Origin of the sequence: Lysobacter sp. Root983, assembly GCF_001429345.1 — a bacterium.
Classification (GTDB): domain Bacteria; phylum Pseudomonadota; class Gammaproteobacteria; order Xanthomonadales; family Xanthomonadaceae; genus Lysobacter.
In genome coordinates this window covers 1,352,078-1,367,484 of the sequence record NZ_LMJO01000001.1, presented here as the reverse complement: position 1 = coordinate 1,367,484, position 15,407 = coordinate 1,352,078, and the positions used below count along the sequence as shown (strand labels likewise).

Here is a 15,407-nt window from a genome sequence, read left to right as displayed (position 1 = left end):
GGAAGCCCAGAGACATGAACCGTCCCAACGCCATTCGAGGCTTTACCCTGATCGAGCTGATGATCGCGATCGCGATCGTCGGCATCCTGGTCGCGGTAGCGGTGCCCGCGTACCAGGACAGCGTGCGCAAGGCGCGACGCGGCCAGGCCAAGGCCGACCTGGTCGAGATCGCCCAGTTGGCCGAGCGCTTCCGCTCGGTCAACAACACCTACGTGGGCTTCGCGCTCCCGGCCGGCATGAACGTGTCGCCGCGCCAGGGCACGACCTACTACAACATCGCGATCGCCAACCAGACCGTCAATGCCTACAACCTCACGGCCACGCCGCAAGGGCCGCAGACGCAGGACACGCTGTGCGGCACGCTTGGCCTGAACGCCGCGGGCGTAAAGTCGGCGGCCACGTCGGACATCTCGCGCTGCTGGTAAGGCGCAAGACTCGCCAGGACATGAACGGGGCCGCGGGAAATCGCGGCCCCGTTCGTTTATGCGCTGCGGGCGTTGAATCGCGTTACCGGTTCGGCGAAGGTGCGCTCAGGGCCGCGCCTGCGGCCTGGGAGGACGGCGATGCGGGGATCGCGCTGGATCTGCTGTGGGCTCGCCCTGCTGGCGATCGCTGGCGGCGCGTATTGGTGGTCGCGCGATCGGCTCGCGGGCCCAGTGTCGGCGTCGGGCGCACCCTTGCCCGCGGGCCCGCGCTATGAAAGCGCACACTACCGCGCGACCAGCACGGCCACGCCTGAGCAGACGCGCGCGGTGCTGGCGGCAGCCGAGGCCCTGCATGCGGCCTACCTGCAAACCTTCGAGTTGAAGGACGAAGCCGGACGCGCCAAGCACCAGCTCGTGCTTTACGGCGATCGCGCGCAGTTCCGCGCGCATAACCGCAGCAGCGCCTGGGCCGAGGCCTACTACCTGGCCCCAACCTGCTATGCCTACTACGCCGAAGGCGTCGCCAATCCGTATCACTGGATGGTCCACGAGGCCACCCACCAGTTGAACCACGAACTGGCGGGATTGAAGCCGGCGAAATGGGTCAACGAGGGCCTGGCCAGCTACTTCGGCGCGAGTCGCCTGGAGGGCCAACGCCTGCGACCCGGCAGCATCGACCCCGACACCTATCCGATCTGGTGGCTGGGCGAGCTGGGCCTGAGCGGCGACCCCGAGGCCGATATCCGCGCGGGGCGCATCGTCGCCCTGCGCACCCTGATCGCCGGCATCGACCGCGCCGACCTCAACCGCCGCTTCAACCAGTACTACATCGGCTACTGGAGCCTGACCCACTTCCTGTTCCACTACGAGGACGGCAAGTACGCCGCCGGCTTCCGCGCCCTGATCCGCGACGGCGGCACGCTGGCGGATTTCGAACGCCGGATCGGGCCGGTCGCAACCATCCAACGGGAGTGGTACGAATACCTGCAGACCGTCGCGGCGGGGGATGCGGGCAGCTTCGTGGAGGCGGGTCCCGCAACCGCGCCCAAGCCCGTTCTTCCCTAAGTCCGAAATGCGGCGGCTTCGAAGCGATCGCGTCCGTCTTCTGCCAAGATGCGGCGGACGCGGCGGCGCCGGAGTGGGAGTAGCGATGGATTGCGAATGGTGGGGATTGAGTCGAGGTTTTAGCCAGTCGACGGACCGGTCGCCGGCCCTATGCGGCCGCGCGCAAGGTCCATGTGCGTGCAGGCGAGATCCTGATGCGCGCAGCGCAAGCGCCGCATGCTGACCGGCATCGCACTGGTCGTGGCCGCCGCAGCTTCGTCCTGGACGGTCGTCGCGCCGGCGCGTACCGAGCTGGACTGGCATTGCACCAGCATGGCCCAGCAGGAGTGGGGCGCGCGCGTGGCCGGGGACAAGCTGATGTTCGCGCCGCGTGCGCAGGACGCCAAGAACGGCGACCTGGTGTGGTCGGTCGGTAAGCGCGGTCGGCTGGTGGGGCGCAATCAGGGCATGCTCGGCGGGTCCGTGGAGTGGGTGAGCGACGGGGGGCGGCAGCGACGCACGCTGCTCGACGTCAATCCGATCGGCTTTGCCCAGCATCGCGGCGACGTCTATGTCGTGGGCCTGTCGAATCGCACCTTTCGCGACGGTTCCATCCATCGCCTGCGTTCGATCGACGGCAAGGGCTGGCAAGTCGAGCAGGTGCTGCGCCTGGAGGAGCCGCCGCTGGCGGCTTACGCGCGCGGCGGCAGTTGGTACCTGCTGACCGTGGTGGGCGTGACCCGGCTGGACCTGCAGACGATGCAGGCCACGCGCCTGCATAACAACATGCAGTGGTGGCGAGTCAATCCGTCCAGCATCGTCGAGCATCGCGGGCGCTGGTACATCGGCGCGCGCCGCGGCGTGATCCGGCTCACCCGCGACAGCGAGGGCTATCGCGAGCAATGGATGGTGCCCTCGGACTGCAAGACCTACGCCGGGGACTGCCAGTGCTCGTCTTGAGCGGGCAGGGCGGGTAGGGGACGGGCGGCAGGCCGCGCAAGGTGGCGGCTGCGAACGCTTCAGGTCGCGCGATTTTGGACGAGCGCGATAGTTTTGGACCGCCGCGTACAAAAGCAAAAAGGCCCGCATCGCTGCGAGCCTTGGTGCATAACGCGAATCTTGGCGCCCGAAGTTGGACTCGAACCAACGACCCCCTGATTAACAGTCAAGTGCTCTAACCGGCTGAGCTATTCGGGCGGGGACGCATATCCTAGGGGGAGGTCCCCGGAGGGTCAAGCCCTGGGCGCGCGTTCGCGTGCAGTGCGGTCACAGCGGGCAGCGATAGGGCTGTTGGGTCCGAGCGCGGCCAGCGGCGTCGATGCGCACTTCGGGCCGCAGGGTCTCGCCGAGACAGGCCGGCTGCCAAGGGCTGCTGGCTGGATTCAGGCCGCTGTGGCCGAGCGCAGCGGGGTGGCCGCGAATGGAGCGAATACCCAGCGTGCGCCGCTCGTGGAAGGCCTCGCGCAATCTGGCGTCGGCAACGTCTGGGCGCCGATCACCGGCGCGGTCGGCGAAGGTCGGCCGGCACGAATCCCAGGGTTCATTCGACTGACAGTGTCGGTCGGCGGCGCGCAGGCGCCGCACGCCTTGAGTCCGGCGGGCGGCGGCCGCACTTCTTGCGTAGGCGGCGTCGGCGCCGAGCGCCTGCAGGGTGCAGGCCGGTTGCTGGCGCTCCAGCCTGCGCTCAGGCGTGTCGTCGATGGCCGCAGCGGCCAATCCAGGCCGCTGTTGAGCAGGCCCGGGACCCGCGGAAATTCCGTCGACGCGAGGCCGCGTGCGCGGCTTCGTTGCCCTGCATTCATCTCGCCCGATGCCATTCGGGCTGGACGCCAGCATCCATGCGGGCGTGATGCAGAACCATCGAAACGGCCCTCCGGGTCGTGCAGCAAAACCGCCCGATCGCGCTTCGCGCAGTCTGGGTACACTTGAGGATCGACCGCAGCCGATGACCATGAACGAGCTCATTCATCCCGCAGGTTTCCAACTGGTCGCGCCGTATTCGCCGGCCGGCGATCAACCGCTCGCGATCGACAGCCTGATCGCCGGTTTCGAGAACGGCCTGGCCCAGCAGACCCTGCTGGGCGTGACCGGTTCGGGCAAGACCTACACCATCGCCAACGTGATCCAGTCGGTGCAGAAACCGACCCTGGTGATGGCGCCCAACAAGACCCTGGCCGCGCAGCTGTACGGCGAGTTCAAGGCTTTCTTCCCGCACAACGCGGTCGAGTACTTCGTCAGCTACTACGACTACTACCAGCCCGAGGCCTACGTTCCGTCCAGCGACACCTTCATCGAGAAGGACAGCTCGGTGAACGAGCACATCGAGCAGATGCGGCTGTCGGCGACCAAGGCCCTGCTGGAGCGTCGCGACACCATCATCGTGTGCACGGTGTCGGCGATCTACGGCCTGGGCGATCCCAACGAATACTTCCGTATGGTCCTGCACATGGTGCGCGGCGAGCGCATCGATCAGCGCGAGCTGATCCGCCGCCTGACCGAGATGCAGTACGCGCGCAACGATACCGAGCTGCGCCGCGGCACCTACCGGGTGCGCGGCGAGGTCATCGACGTGCATCCGGCCGAATCGGAGATGGAGGCGCTGCGCATCGAGCTGTTTGATGGCGAGATCGAGAACCTGACCGCGTTCGATCCGCTCACCGGCGAAACCCTGCGCAAGCTGCCGCGCTACACCATCTATCCCAAGTCGCATTACGTGACCACGCGTCGCACGGTGCTGGACGCGATCGACGCGATCAAGGACGAGCTGCGGCTGCGCCTGGAACAGCTGTACGCGCAGAACAAGCTGGTCGAGGCGCAGCGCCTGGCCCAGCGCACCCAGTTCGATCTGGAGATGCTGGCCGAGGTCGGTTACTGCAACGGCATCGAGAACTACTCGCGCCATCTGACCGGGCACATGCCGGGCGAGCCGCCGCCGTGCTTGTTCGACTATCTGGCGCCGGACGCGTTGCTGGTGGTGGACGAATCGCACGTGACCGTGCCGCAGATCGGCGCGATGTACAAAGGCGACCGTTCGCGCAAGGAAACCCTGGTCGAGTTCGGCTTCCGCCTGCCGTCGGCGCTGGACAACCGGCCGCTGAAGTTCGAGGAATGGGAGGGCCGTTCGCCGCGCGCGATCTTCGTCTCGGCCACGCCCGGCCCCTACGAGCTGCAGAAGTCGGAAGGGCAGATCACCGAGCTGGTGGTGCGCCCGACCGGCCTGATCGATCCGGTGGTCGAGATCCGTCCGGTCGGCACCCAGGTCGACGACGTGCTCGGCGAGATCAACGAGCGCGTGGCCATGGGCGATCGCGTGCTGATCACCACCCTGACCAAGCGCATGGCCGAAAACCTCACCGAATACCTCGGCGAGCACGGCGTGCGCGTGCGCTATCTGCATTCGGACGTGGACACGGTCGAGCGCATCGAGATCATCCGCGACCTGCGCCTGGGCAAGTTCGACGTATTGGTCGGCATCAACCTGTTGCGCGAGGGCCTGGACATGCCCGAGGTGTCGCTGGTGGCGATCCTGGACGCCGACAAGGAAGGCTTCCTGCGGTCGACCGGTTCGCTGATCCAGACCATCGGCCGCGCCGCGCGCAATCTGCGCGGCAAGGCGATCCTGTACGCCGACAAGGTCACCCGCTCGATGCAGGCGGCGATCGACGAGACCGACCGCCGCCGCGCGCGCCAGGTCGAGTACAACCTCGAGCACAACATCACCCCGAAGTCGGTGTCCAAGACCGTGGTGGACCTGTTCGAGGGCGCGCGCGCCGATCCGTCCGAGACCGCGCGCGGACGCGGCAAGACCCGCAAGGTCGCCGAGTCCATGGCCGATTACGCCGCGCTCAGCCCGGCCCAGTTCTCGGCCAAGATCAAGGCGCTGGAACAGCAGATGTACCAGCACGCCCGCGACCTGGAATTCGAGGAGGCCGCGGCCGTGCGCGACCAGCTGCGCAAGCTCAAGGACGCCGGTTTCGCGGCCTGAGGTCGGCGGCCGGGCTTGCCTCACGCGCCGGTCGCGCGCGCGGCGCGGACGCTTGTCGGCCGCGCGCCGCTGGGCTACACTGCGCGCCCCTCGCCGGGGAGTTTCACGCAAGTTCGGCGACGGGCGATTAGCTCAGCGGTAGAGCACTACCTTGACATGGTAGGGGTCACAGGTTCGAACCCTGTATCGCCCACCAATTCGGTGACGAAAGGCCTGGCGCGAGCCGGGCCTTTCTGTTTCCGCGCTCCGGCAGGCTTCGGGCGCGCGGATGCGCTCCAGGGCCGGCCAGCGCCGCCGCCGGCGTCGCGCTCGTTGACTTGGCCCCCTTCCGTCCCCAACTATTAGCGGTATCGACGCGGCATCCGGCTGCGTCCCGCGAACAGGTGGCCCGCTTAACCGCCGGCCTAGCGTGCGACATGGACACTACCCGCGCCCATCGTTGAACCGCCCGAGGCAGCTGCGTACGCAGGCGCCCTCGCGGCGCTTTTTTCTTGCCGCCGCTCCCGAACCGCTTTGAACCGCCTTCCCTGAACGTCAGGGCGCCCGCGACCCGGGTCGCGCCCCCGCCGTCCAGGCGACGGCTCCCGCATCTCCCGGGCGCCACCGGCGCCGCTTTCCTACAAGAATCCAGATCCCGAACGCCATGATCGCCATTACCCTCCCCGACGGCAGCCGCCGCGAATTCGAACAGCCCGTATCCGTCATGGAGGTCGCTGCCTCGATCGGCGCCGGCCTGGCCAAGGCCACCGTCGCCGGCGAAGTCGACGGCAAGCTGGTCGACGCCAGCGACCGCATCGACCACGACGCCACGCTGCGCATCATCACGCCCAAGGATCCCGAAGGCGTCGAGATCATCCGCCACTCCTGCGCCCACCTGGTCGGCCACGCGGTCAAGCAGCTGTATCCGAGCGCGAAGATGGTGATCGGCCCGGTGATCGAGGAAGGCTTCTACTACGACATCTGGTACGAGCGCCCGTTCACGCCCGAGGACCTGGCCGCGATCGAAGCGCGCATGATCGAGCTGATCGACAAGGACTACGACGTGATCAAGAAGGTCACGCCGCGCGCGCAGGTGATCGACGTGTTCGCCTCGCGCGGCGAGGACTACAAGCTGCGCCTGGTCGAGGACATGCCCGACGAGCAGGCCATGGGCCTGTACTACCACGAGGAATACGTCGACATGTGCCGCGGCCCGCACGTGCCGAACACGCGCTTCCTCAAGGCCTTCAAGCTGACCCGCATTTCCGGCGCCTACTGGCGCGGCGATTCCAAGAACGAGCAGCTGCAGCGCGTCTACGGCACGGCCTGGGCCGACAAGAAGCAGCTGTCGGCCTACATCCAGCGCATCGAGGAAGCCGAGAAGCGCGACCACCGCCGCATCGGCAAGCAGCAGGACCTGTTCCACCTGCAGGAAGAGGCGCCCGGCCTGGTGTTCTGGCACCCCAAGGGCTGGTCGATCTGGCAGGTGGTGGAGCAGTACATGCGCCGCGTCTACCGCGAAAGCGGCTACGGCGAGGTGCGTTGTCCGCAGATCCTGGACGTGTCGCTGTGGCAGAAGTCCGGCCACTGGGACAACTACAAGGAGAACATGTTCTTCACCGAGTCGGAGAAGCGCACCTACGCGGTCAAGCCGATGAACTGCCCGGGCCACGTCCAGGTGTTCAACCAGGGCCTGCACAGCTACCGCGACCTGCCGATCCGCTACGGCGAGTTCGGTTCCTGCCACCGCAACGAGCCCTCCGGCGCGCTGCACGGCATCCTGCGCGTGCGCGGCTTCACCCAGGACGACGGCCACATCTTCTGCCTGGAGGACCAGATCGAGGCCGAAGTGACCGCCTTCCACCAGCAGGCGCTGGCGGTCTACGGCGATTTCGGCTTCGAGGACATCCAGATCAAGATCGCCCTGCGCCCGGACTCGCGCCTGGGCGACGACGCCACCTGGGACAAGGCCGAGGCCGCCCTGCGCAGCGCCCTGGGCGCCTGCGGGGTGGAATGGCAGGAGCTGCCCGGCGAGGGCGCCTTCTACGGCCCCAAGATCGAATACCACCTCAAGGACGCGATCGGCCGGACCTGGCAGCTGGGCACGATGCAGGTCGATTTCATGATGCCGGGCCGTCTGGGCGCCGAATACGTGGACGAGCACAGCCAGCGCCGGACCCCGGTCATGCTGCACCGGGCCATCGTGGGCTCGATGGAGCGCTTCATCGGGATCCTGATCGAGCACCACGCCGGCCAATTCCCGGCCTGGCTGGCCCCGATCCAGGCCACGGTGATGAACATTACCGACGCTCAGGCCGATTATGTGGATGAGGTCCGGAAACTCCTTGCAAATCAAGGGTTCCGGGTTCAGTCCGATTTGCGGAACGAAAAGATCGGCTATAAGATTCGCGAGCACACGCTGCAGCGCGTGCCGTACCTGCTCGTGGCCGGCGATCGCGAGAAGGAAAATGGCATGATTGCGGTACGCACTCGGGGAGGGGAGGACCTGGGGACGATGACCGTCGCCGAGTTCGCCTCGCGTTTGCACGACGAGAGCGTCGCTTAAGCGCGCAGCACCCAGTTTCAGGCCAGCTTGTTCAGACTCCGTCCCGGTGTGATCCGGGACGGCCCGACACGGAAAGCCGTGTCTACATTGGAGATTGCAACAATCAGTACCCCCGAGAAGCCGAACCGTAAGAACCAGGAAATCCGCGTACCGCGCGTGCGCGTGATCGGCAGCGATGGCGAAATGATCGGCGTGCTCACGCGCGACGAAGCGTTGCGCCAAGCCGAAGAGGAAGGCCTGGATCTGGTCGAAATCCAGCCCAACGCCGATCCGCCGGTCTGCAAGATCATGGACTTCGGCAAGTTCCGCTTCGAGCAGCAGAAGAAGGCCAACGAGGCCAAGAAGAAGCAGAAGCAGGTCGAGATCAAGGAACTCAAGTTCCGTCCGGTGACCGACGAAGGCGACTACCAGATCAAGCTGCGCAACATGCGCCGGTTCCTGGAAGAAGGCGACAAGGTCAAGGTCAACATCCGCTTCCGTGGCCGCGAGATGAGCCATCAGGAACTGGGTCGCGAGATGGCGGCCCGGATCGAGGCCGACCTGGGCGAGGACATCGTGATCGAGTCGCGTCCGCGCCTGGAAGGGCGGCAGATGGTCATGATGATCGCGCCGAAAAAGAAGACCTGATCCCCGGCCGTCGCCGGGTCGGTCCGAAAGCCCCCGCCTCGCGCGGGGGTTTTTGTTTGGCCCCGGCCCCTCCGTGCCGTCCGTCGCGCCGCGCGGCGAGACGGCAGGGGCAGGCCGCCGGAATTGTGATCGGCGGCGCAGTCGGCGCCCGCCGCCCCGGGCCACGACTTGTCCCGGTCATCCCTACACGGCACCATGCGGTGGGGTAGGTGCGCACTGCGCGCGCCACAGAGGTGCTGATGCGACTGGATCGCGCGAAGGCCCGAAGGATGGCGACGACCATCCTGCTGACGATCGCCGCGTGCGCGGCATGTACGACTTGCGCCATGGAGAAGAACGCAATGCTCGCAACCCAAGCGCGCCCGCGCGCACAAGACATCTTCGCCGACCCGGCGGTCGCGGTCCTAGCCGAAGCTGTCGCCGAGGGCGATACCGCGCGCATCCGCACGCTGGCGCCTGGCGCCGATCTGTCCGCGCGCGGCGACAAGCAGGTGACCCTGCTGCAGTGGGCGCTGCTCAATCAGCGCCTGGACAGCCTGAAGGCGTTGCTCGACGCGGGCGCGGATCCCAAGCAGCCCGGCGTGGACGGCGACACCGTGGTGCACATGGCCGCGGCCGCCAACGATGCGTCTTATCTGACCGAGCTGCTCGCGCGCGGCGTCGATGCGAACGTGCGCAATCCCGAATCCGGCGCCGGCCCGCTGCGCTCGGCGCTGATGGGCGAGCGCGAGGTCCAGTTCCGCGCGCTGCTGGCCGCGGGCGCGGATCCGAACCTGGCCGACCGCGTCGGCAACACGCCGTTGCATATCGCCGGCCAGATCAACGATCCCGAGCGCGCGCTCGATCTGCTCCAGGCCGGTGCCGACGCGAACGCGCGCAACGTTCAGGGGCAGACGTTCCAGCGCTATTTGTTCATGACCCGCGCCTCGCTGTTGAACGCGCCCACGCGCAAGCAGCGCGAGGCGGTCGAGGCCTGGCTCAGCGCGCATGGCATTGCATTGGAAGGCGCGCGCTAAGCGCGTGAGAGCAGGACAGGGCGTCGGCCGACCGCGGCCGGCCATATCCGGGGTGAGGGGTTAGGGGAGCGTCAAGGATGAATGCACAGATCGATCCGGACCGCGTGCGCGGACAGGCCCAGCGGCCTTCGTTCGCCGATGAGGTGCGCGGGCAGGGCGCGCTGCCGGTGGACATGACCCTGGCCAAGCTGATGCGCGACGTCTACGACTACGACCGCAGCGGCGGTCAGGAAGGCGTGGGCCCGTGGAAGCCGCTGGGCGAGGACGAGCTGCGCAAGGTCGGCATCGATCCGACCCTGCTGAAGAACCAGAGCAGCGGCTTCCTGGCGGTGGTCTACGGCGACGGCCAGGGCCGCCATGTGTTGGCCTATAGCGGCACCGACGAGGCCAAGGACTGGTTGACCAACTTCGGCCAGGGCCTGGGCTTCGAGACTTCGCAGTACAACCAGGCGATGGCGCTGGCGCGCCAGGCCAAGGTGGCGTTCGGCCAGGACATGGTGATCACCGGCCACTCGCTGGGCGGAGGCCTCGCCGCCGCCGCGGCCGTGGCCACCGACACCCCGGCGGTGACCTTCAACGCCTCGGGCGTGCACGACAAGACCTTGGAGCGCGTGGGCCTGGACCCGGACGCGGTCAAGCGCGAGGCCGGGCAAGGATTGATCCGCCGTTACGCGGTGGACAACGAGATCCTGACCGAGCTGCAGGAGAACAAGCCGATCATCCGCCACCTGATGCCGGACGCGCTCGGTCACAAGATCGAGTTGCCCGATCCGGATCCCCTGAGTTTCTGGCAGAAGCTCAACCCGGTGAAGTCGATCAAGCACGGCGTCGAGATGCACTACATCGACTCGGTGATCGAGGCCCAGGAGAAGGTGTTCGGCAAGGATTTCGAAACCCGCAACGCGCGCATGAACGATCCCGCGCATCCGGCCAATCCGCTGTATCGCCAGTCCTACGACGGCGTGCAGGGCCATGCCGCGGCGCGCGGCCTCAACGGCGCGCAGACCGAGCAGCTGGCCGGGGCGTTGGCGCTGGAAGCCCAGCGCGGCGGCCTCAACCGCATCGACCAGGTGGTGTTCGGCGAGGACGGCCGGCGCGCATTCGCGGTCGAGGGCCAGCGCCCCGAATCGCAGCGGGTCGCCCATGTCGACGTCGCCAGCGGGCGCGAACAGCCGCTGGCCCAGAGCAGCGAGCAGTCCCTGCAGCTGGCGCAGCGCACGGCCGCGGCCGCGCCGGCCCTGGAACCCCAGCTCAGCGCCGCCCGCGGCCGCTGAGCCCGCGCCTGGGCGGGCCCCGCCCGGCGCCGACTAAACCGCTGATTTGCATCGGAATCCGCGGGTCTGCATAATGTGCGGCCCGGTTCGCCGGGTTTGTTGTGCGCATCACCCAGGACCTGTTGCTGATCTCGTTTCAGATCAATGACTTACAAGCCGGCAAGGGCAGGACGGAAAGAGTGGCCATGCCACCGCCCAGGCCAGTGACATAACTCCGAAAGGACATCGCAATGCCCAAGATCAAGACCAATCGGGCGGCAGCCAAGCGCTTCCGGAAGACCGCTTCCGGCAAGTTCAAGTGCGGCCACGCCAACAAGAGCCACATCCTCACCAAGAAGGCCACCAAGCGGAAGCGCAACCTGCGGCAGACGAACCATGTTCGTCCCGAGGACGCGGGCCGTCTGGTTCGCATGCTGCCGTATCTCTGAGGAGGACTGAACAATGGCACGAGTTAAGCGTGGTGTTACGGCGCGCCGCCGTCACAAGAAAATCCTGAAGCAGGCCAAGGGCTACTATCACGCCCGCCGCAAAGTCTTCCGCGTCGCCAAGCAGGCGGTCACGAAGGCGCTGCAGTACGCCTACATCGGTCGTAAGCAGAAGAAGCGCAATTTCCGTTCGCTGTGGATCACCCGCATCAACGCGGCGGCCCGCATCAACGGCCTGAGCTACAGCCGTTTCATGAACGGCCTGCTCAAGTCCGGCATCACCCTGGACCGCAAGGTGCTGGCGGATATCGCCGTGCACGATGCGACGGGTTTTGCGGCGCTGGCTGAAAAGGCGAAGAGCGCGCTCGCGGCGTAACCTGTTTCCATCCCCGTCCCGAGCCACGTGCCCCGCACTGGTTCGGTGCGAGGGACAACGTGGTTAAGGCATGGGGAAGGGCGCAAGTCCTTCCCCATTGCCGTTTTTGGGCTCCCGTAATCCGTTGCTGCGTAAGCGAACCAGGAAGCAGACCCCCATGGGTGAAATCGAGCAACTCAGCCAGCACTCGCTCGCGCAGATCGCGGCGGCCACCAGTTCCGACGCGGTCGAGGCCTTGCGCATCGCCCTGCTGGGCAAGTCCGGCAGCGTCACCGCGCAGCTCAAGCAGCTGGGCGCGCTGCCGCCGGAGCAACGCAAGACCGCGGGCGAGGCGATCAACCGCGCGCGCGACGAACTGACCGCCGCGCTCAACGAGCGCAAGCAGGCCCTGGACAACGCCGCGCTCGACGCGCGCCTGGTCTCCGAATCGATCGACGTGACCCTGCCGGGCCTGGACGCCAGCGTCGGCGGCCTGCACCCGGTCAGCCGCACCATGGAGCGTATCGCCGACATCTTCGGCCGGCTCGGTTTCGCGCTCAGCGACGGCCCCGAGATCGAGGACGACTGGCATAACTTCGAGGCGCTGAATTTCCCGCCGCACCATCCGGCGCGGGCGATGCACGACACCTTCTATTTCCCGCCCGACCAGGCCGGCGTGGCGCGTCTGCTGCGCACCCACACCTCGGGCGTGCAGGTGCGCTACATGCTGCAGCACCAGCCGCCGCTGCGCATGATCGCGCTGGGCAAGGTCTACCGCAGCGACAGCGACCAGACCCATACCCCGATGTTCCACCAGTGCGAAGGTCTGCTGGTGGACGAGCACGCCAGCTTCGCCGACCTCAAGGGCACGCTGAGCGAATTCGTGCGCGCATTCTTCGAGCGCGATTTCGAGATGCGCTTCCGCCCCAGCTATTTCCCCTTCACCGAGCCCTCGGCCGAAGTCGACATCGCCTGGCAGCAGCCGGACGGTTCGACGCGTTGGCTGGAAGTGCTGGGCTGCGGCATGGTCCATCCCAGCGTGCTGCGCAACGTCGGTATCGATCCGGAGAAGTACACCGGCTACGCCTTCGGCCTGGGCGTGGAGCGCTTCGCGATGCTGCGCTACGGCGTCGACGACCTGCGCAGCTTCTTCGACAACGATGTGCGGTTCCTCAAGCAGTTCGCTTGAGGAACGGGATTCGTGATTCGGGATTCGAGATTCGCAAAAGCGATCCGGCCCGCTCTACGAATCCCTAATCCCGAATCCCTAATCCCGGAATTTCAATGAAATTCAGCGAAAACTGGCTGCGCCAGCACGTGCCGACCGACGCCAGCCGCGAACAGCTGGCGGCGACGCTGACCGCGATCGGCCTGGAAGTCGAGGAAGTGACCGCCCTGGGCGACGGCCTGGACGGTGTGGTCGTGGCGCGCATCGTCAGCGCGCAGAAGCATCCCGAGGCCGACCGCCTGCAGGTGTGCCAGGTCGAGATCGGCGAAGGCGCCACGGTCCAGATCGTGTGCGGCGCGCCGAATGCGCGCGCCGGACTGAAGGCGCCGTTGGCGACCGTCGGCGCGAACCTGCCCGGCGGCATCGCGATCAAGGCCGCCAAGCTGCGCGGCGTGGAATCCTTCGGCATGCTGTGCTCGGCCAAGGAACTGGGCGTGGATCCCGACGCCTCCGGCCTGCTCGAATTGCCGGCCGACGCGCCGGTGGGCGCGCCGCTGGCGCAGTACCTGGGCCTGCCCGACGCCAGCATCGAAATCAAACTGACCCCGAACCGCGCCGACTGCTTCAGCGTGCGCGGCATCGCCTACGACGTCGCAGCCGCCTGCGGTTCGCAAGTGGTGGCGTTCGACGCCACGCCGATGCCGGCCCTGATCGGCACCGAACTGGCGGTCGAACTGGACGCCGACGCCAAGGTGCCGCGCTTCGTCGGCCGCGTGATCGAAGGCGTGAACGCCGGCGCGGTCACACCGGTGTGGATGGTCGAGCGCCTGCGCCGCAGCGGCGTGCGCCCGATCAGCTTCCTGGTCGACGTAACCCAGTACGTGATGCTGGAACTCGGCCAGCCCATGCACGCCTTCGACCGCGACACGCTGACCGAGCCGGTGGTGGTGCGTCCCGCGCGCGCGGGCGAGGAAACCAAGCTGCTCGACGGTCGCACGGTCGCGCTGGATCTGGATTTCCTGGTGGTGTCCGACAGCCAGGGCGGTCGCGGCGCGCGCGCCGTCGCCCTGGGCGGCATCATGGGCGGCTACGACACCCGCGTCACCGACGCCACCCGCAACGTCTTCCTCGAGGCCGCGCACTGGATTCCGTCGGCGATCATCGGGCGCGGCCGCAAGCTGGGCCTGCACACCGACGCCGGCCACCGCTTCGAGCGCGGCGTCGATCCGGAACTGCCGCGCCAGGCCGTGGAAGTCGCGACCCGTCTGATCGTCGAGATCGCCGGCGGCGCGCCCGGCCCGGTCATCGAGGCCGTGCTGCCGCAGCACCTGTCGCAGCCGCAGTCGGTGCACCTGCGCCGCGATCGTCTGGCGCGCGTGCTCGGCTTGCGTATCGCCGATAGCGAAGTCGAACGCATCCTCACGGCACTGGGCCTGGCGGTGACCGCCGCCGCCGACGGCTGGAGCGTGACCGCGCCCAGCCGCCGCTTCGACATCGCGATCGAAGAGGACCTGATCGAAGAGATCGCGCGCATCCACGGCTACGACGCCATCCCGACCACCCTGCCGGGCGGCAACACGCGTCTGATCGCGCCCAGCGAAACCCGCGTCGAGGCCGGTGTGCTGCGCCGCCAGCTGGCCGCGCGCGACTACCTGGAAACGGTCAACTACGCCTTCGTCGACGCCGACCTGCTCGCGACCTGGCAGCTAGTCGAGGGCGCGGTGGCGTTGGCCAATCCGCTCAGCGCCGAACTCGGGGTGATGCGCACCGGCCTGCTGCCGGGCCTGGTCGCCGCCCTGGGTCGCAACGCCGCGCGCCAGCAGTCGCGCCTGCGCCTGTTCGAACTCGGCAACGTGTTCGCCGCACGCGCCGGCGAGGCGCCGCTGGAGATCCAGCGCATCGCCGCGGCCGCCTGCGGCGACGCCGGCCCCGAGCAGTGGAACGGCAAGGGCCGCGCGGTCGGCTTCCACGACCTCAAGGGCGACCTCGAAAGTCTGGCCGCTCTGGCCGGCGCCCGTCTGGAATACCGGCCCTCGCAGCCGGCCTGGGCCCACCCGGGCCGCTCGGCCGACGTCTACCGGGCCGATGAGACCGGCCAGGCCCAGCGCCTGGGCTGGATCGGCCAGCTGCACCCGCGCCTGCAGCGGGCCCTCGACCTGGACGTCGAGGTGGTTGCGTTCGAGCTGGATTTGGCACCGCTGTCGCAGCGCGCCGTGCCGCGCGCCGGCACCCTGTCCCGGTATCCGTCCGTCCGCCGCGATCTCGCGTTCGTCGTCGCCGAGGACGTCGCCTGGGCGGCGATTTCGGCCTCCGTTCAGGCGGCCGCGGGCCCGTCCCTGCGCGATCTGGTGCTGTTCGACCGCTACCAGGGCAAGGGGGTGGAAAACGGATTCAAGAGTCTCGCTATGGGCTTGATTCTGCAGGATGAATCACGCACCCTGACTGACCGCGATGTAGAGGAAGTGGTGGCTGCGGTGATGGCGGCGATCGAGCGCGAACACGGCGCCAAGATCCGCGCCTGAGGCGCGCATCGCGGGTTCAAA

13 protein-coding genes and 2 tRNA genes are annotated in these 15,407 nt (G+C 67.6%); 13 read left to right on the top strand and 2 right to left on the bottom strand.

Translation table 11 applies throughout. From position 1 onward, the window contains the following. Window positions 1-14 precede the first annotated feature (14 nt). The 3 genes from ASE43_RS05850 to ASE43_RS05840 all read left to right on the top strand — a co-directional run bounded on the left by ASE43_RS05850 (window position 15) and on the right by ASE43_RS05840 (window position 2,429). Complete coding sequence (locus ASE43_RS05850; protein ID WP_057159723.1) at window positions 15-425, top strand: type IV pilin protein; 411 nt, start codon at window positions 15-17, stop codon at window positions 423-425. Between the two features lie 138 nt (window positions 426-563). Further along, window positions 564-1,490, top strand: a complete 927-nt coding sequence (locus tag ASE43_RS05845) for a hypothetical protein (protein WP_157499670.1) — start codon at window positions 564-566, stop codon at window positions 1,488-1,490. Between the two features lie 216 nt (window positions 1,491-1,706). Continuing rightward, window positions 1,707-2,429: a hypothetical protein gene (locus ASE43_RS05840; RefSeq protein ID WP_057159721.1), complete on the top strand. Its 723-nt coding sequence runs from the start codon at window positions 1,707-1,709 to the stop codon at window positions 2,427-2,429. A gap of 160 nt (window positions 2,430-2,589) precedes the next feature. On the opposite strand, the gene ASE43_RS05835 is transcribed toward ASE43_RS05840, so the two are convergent. Both ASE43_RS05835 and ASE43_RS05830 read right to left on the bottom strand, forming a co-directional pair. Beyond that, a tRNA-Asn gene (locus ASE43_RS05835) sits at window positions 2,590-2,666 on the bottom strand. Between the two features lie 69 nt (window positions 2,667-2,735). After that, window positions 2,736-3,185 (bottom strand): hypothetical protein, encoded by a 450-nt coding sequence (locus ASE43_RS05830; RefSeq protein WP_057159720.1) that lies wholly within the window; start codon window positions 3,183-3,185, stop codon window positions 2,736-2,738. 235 nt (window positions 3,186-3,420) lie between these two features. Here ASE43_RS05830 and uvrB point away from each other — a divergent pair, with 235 nt between their 5' ends. The 10 genes from uvrB (at window position 3,421) to pheT (ending at window position 15,386) form a co-directional block, all read left to right on the top strand. Next, window positions 3,421-5,454, top strand: coding sequence for an excinuclease ABC subunit UvrB (gene uvrB, locus ASE43_RS05825; protein WP_057159889.1), 2,034 nt, complete (start codon window positions 3,421-3,423; stop codon window positions 5,452-5,454). Between the two features lie 121 nt (window positions 5,455-5,575). Beyond that, a tRNA-Val gene (locus ASE43_RS05820) sits at window positions 5,576-5,650 on the top strand. A gap of 447 nt (window positions 5,651-6,097) precedes the next feature. Continuing rightward, on the top strand, window positions 6,098-7,999 hold the full coding sequence (gene thrS, locus ASE43_RS05815) for a threonine--tRNA ligase (protein ID WP_056181721.1): 1,902 nt from the start codon (window positions 6,098-6,100) through the stop codon (window positions 7,997-7,999). A 102-nt stretch (window positions 8,000-8,101) separates the two neighbouring features. After that, window positions 8,102-8,626, top strand: a complete 525-nt coding sequence (gene infC / locus ASE43_RS05810) for a translation initiation factor IF-3 (protein ID WP_082576627.1) — start codon at window positions 8,102-8,104, stop codon at window positions 8,624-8,626. A gap of 341 nt (window positions 8,627-8,967) precedes the next feature. Further along, window positions 8,968-9,642: an ankyrin repeat domain-containing protein gene (locus tag ASE43_RS05805; protein WP_057159888.1), complete on the top strand. Its 675-nt coding sequence runs from the start codon at window positions 8,968-8,970 to the stop codon at window positions 9,640-9,642. 77 nt (window positions 9,643-9,719) lie between these two features. Continuing rightward, window positions 9,720-10,916: an XVIPCD domain-containing protein gene (locus tag ASE43_RS05800; RefSeq protein WP_057159719.1), complete on the top strand. Its 1,197-nt coding sequence runs from the start codon at window positions 9,720-9,722 to the stop codon at window positions 10,914-10,916. Between the two features lie 230 nt (window positions 10,917-11,146). Then, complete coding sequence (rpmI, locus tag ASE43_RS05795) at window positions 11,147-11,344, top strand: 50S ribosomal protein L35 (RefSeq protein WP_055902747.1); 198 nt, start codon at window positions 11,147-11,149, stop codon at window positions 11,342-11,344. Between the two features lie 13 nt (window positions 11,345-11,357). Next, on the top strand, window positions 11,358-11,717 hold the full coding sequence (rplT, locus tag ASE43_RS05790) for a 50S ribosomal protein L20 (RefSeq protein WP_056181730.1): 360 nt from the start codon (window positions 11,358-11,360) through the stop codon (window positions 11,715-11,717). Between the two features lie 157 nt (window positions 11,718-11,874). Further along, window positions 11,875-12,885, top strand: coding sequence for a phenylalanine--tRNA ligase subunit alpha (gene pheS / locus ASE43_RS05785; RefSeq protein WP_057159718.1), 1,011 nt, complete (start codon window positions 11,875-11,877; stop codon window positions 12,883-12,885). A gap of 95 nt (window positions 12,886-12,980) precedes the next feature. Then, a complete protein-coding gene (gene pheT / locus ASE43_RS05780) occupies window positions 12,981-15,386 on the top strand; it encodes a phenylalanine--tRNA ligase subunit beta (protein WP_057159717.1) in 2,406 nt (801 codons plus the stop codon). Window positions 15,387-15,407 lie beyond the last annotated feature (21 nt).

What these genes read in the sequence shown, in the direction of transcription:
- ASE43_RS05850 (WP_057159723.1), top strand. Translation starts at nt 15, where the DNA reads ATGAACCGTCCCAACGCCATTCGAGGCTTTACCCTGATCGAGCTGATG.
- ASE43_RS05845 (WP_157499670.1), top strand. Translation starts at nt 564, where the DNA reads ATGCGGGGATCGCGCTGGATCTGCTGTGGGCTCGCCCTGCTGGCGATC.
- ASE43_RS05840 (WP_057159721.1), top strand. Translation starts at nt 1,707, where the DNA reads ATGCTGACCGGCATCGCACTGGTCGTGGCCGCCGCAGCTTCGTCCTGG.
- uvrB (WP_057159889.1), top strand. Translation starts at nt 3,421, where the DNA reads ATGAACGAGCTCATTCATCCCGCAGGTTTCCAACTGGTCGCGCCGTAT.
- thrS (WP_056181721.1), top strand. Translation starts at nt 6,098, where the DNA reads ATGATCGCCATTACCCTCCCCGACGGCAGCCGCCGCGAATTCGAACAG.
- ASE43_RS05805 (WP_057159888.1), top strand. Translation starts at nt 8,968, where the DNA reads ATGCTCGCAACCCAAGCGCGCCCGCGCGCACAAGACATCTTCGCCGAC.
- ASE43_RS05800 (WP_057159719.1), top strand. Translation starts at nt 9,720, where the DNA reads ATGAATGCACAGATCGATCCGGACCGCGTGCGCGGACAGGCCCAGCGG.
- rpmI (WP_055902747.1), top strand. Translation starts at nt 11,147, where the DNA reads ATGCCCAAGATCAAGACCAATCGGGCGGCAGCCAAGCGCTTCCGGAAG.
- rplT (WP_056181730.1), top strand. Translation starts at nt 11,358, where the DNA reads ATGGCACGAGTTAAGCGTGGTGTTACGGCGCGCCGCCGTCACAAGAAA.
- pheS (WP_057159718.1), top strand. Translation starts at nt 11,875, where the DNA reads ATGGGTGAAATCGAGCAACTCAGCCAGCACTCGCTCGCGCAGATCGCG.
- pheT (WP_057159717.1), top strand. Translation starts at nt 12,981, where the DNA reads ATGAAATTCAGCGAAAACTGGCTGCGCCAGCACGTGCCGACCGACGCC.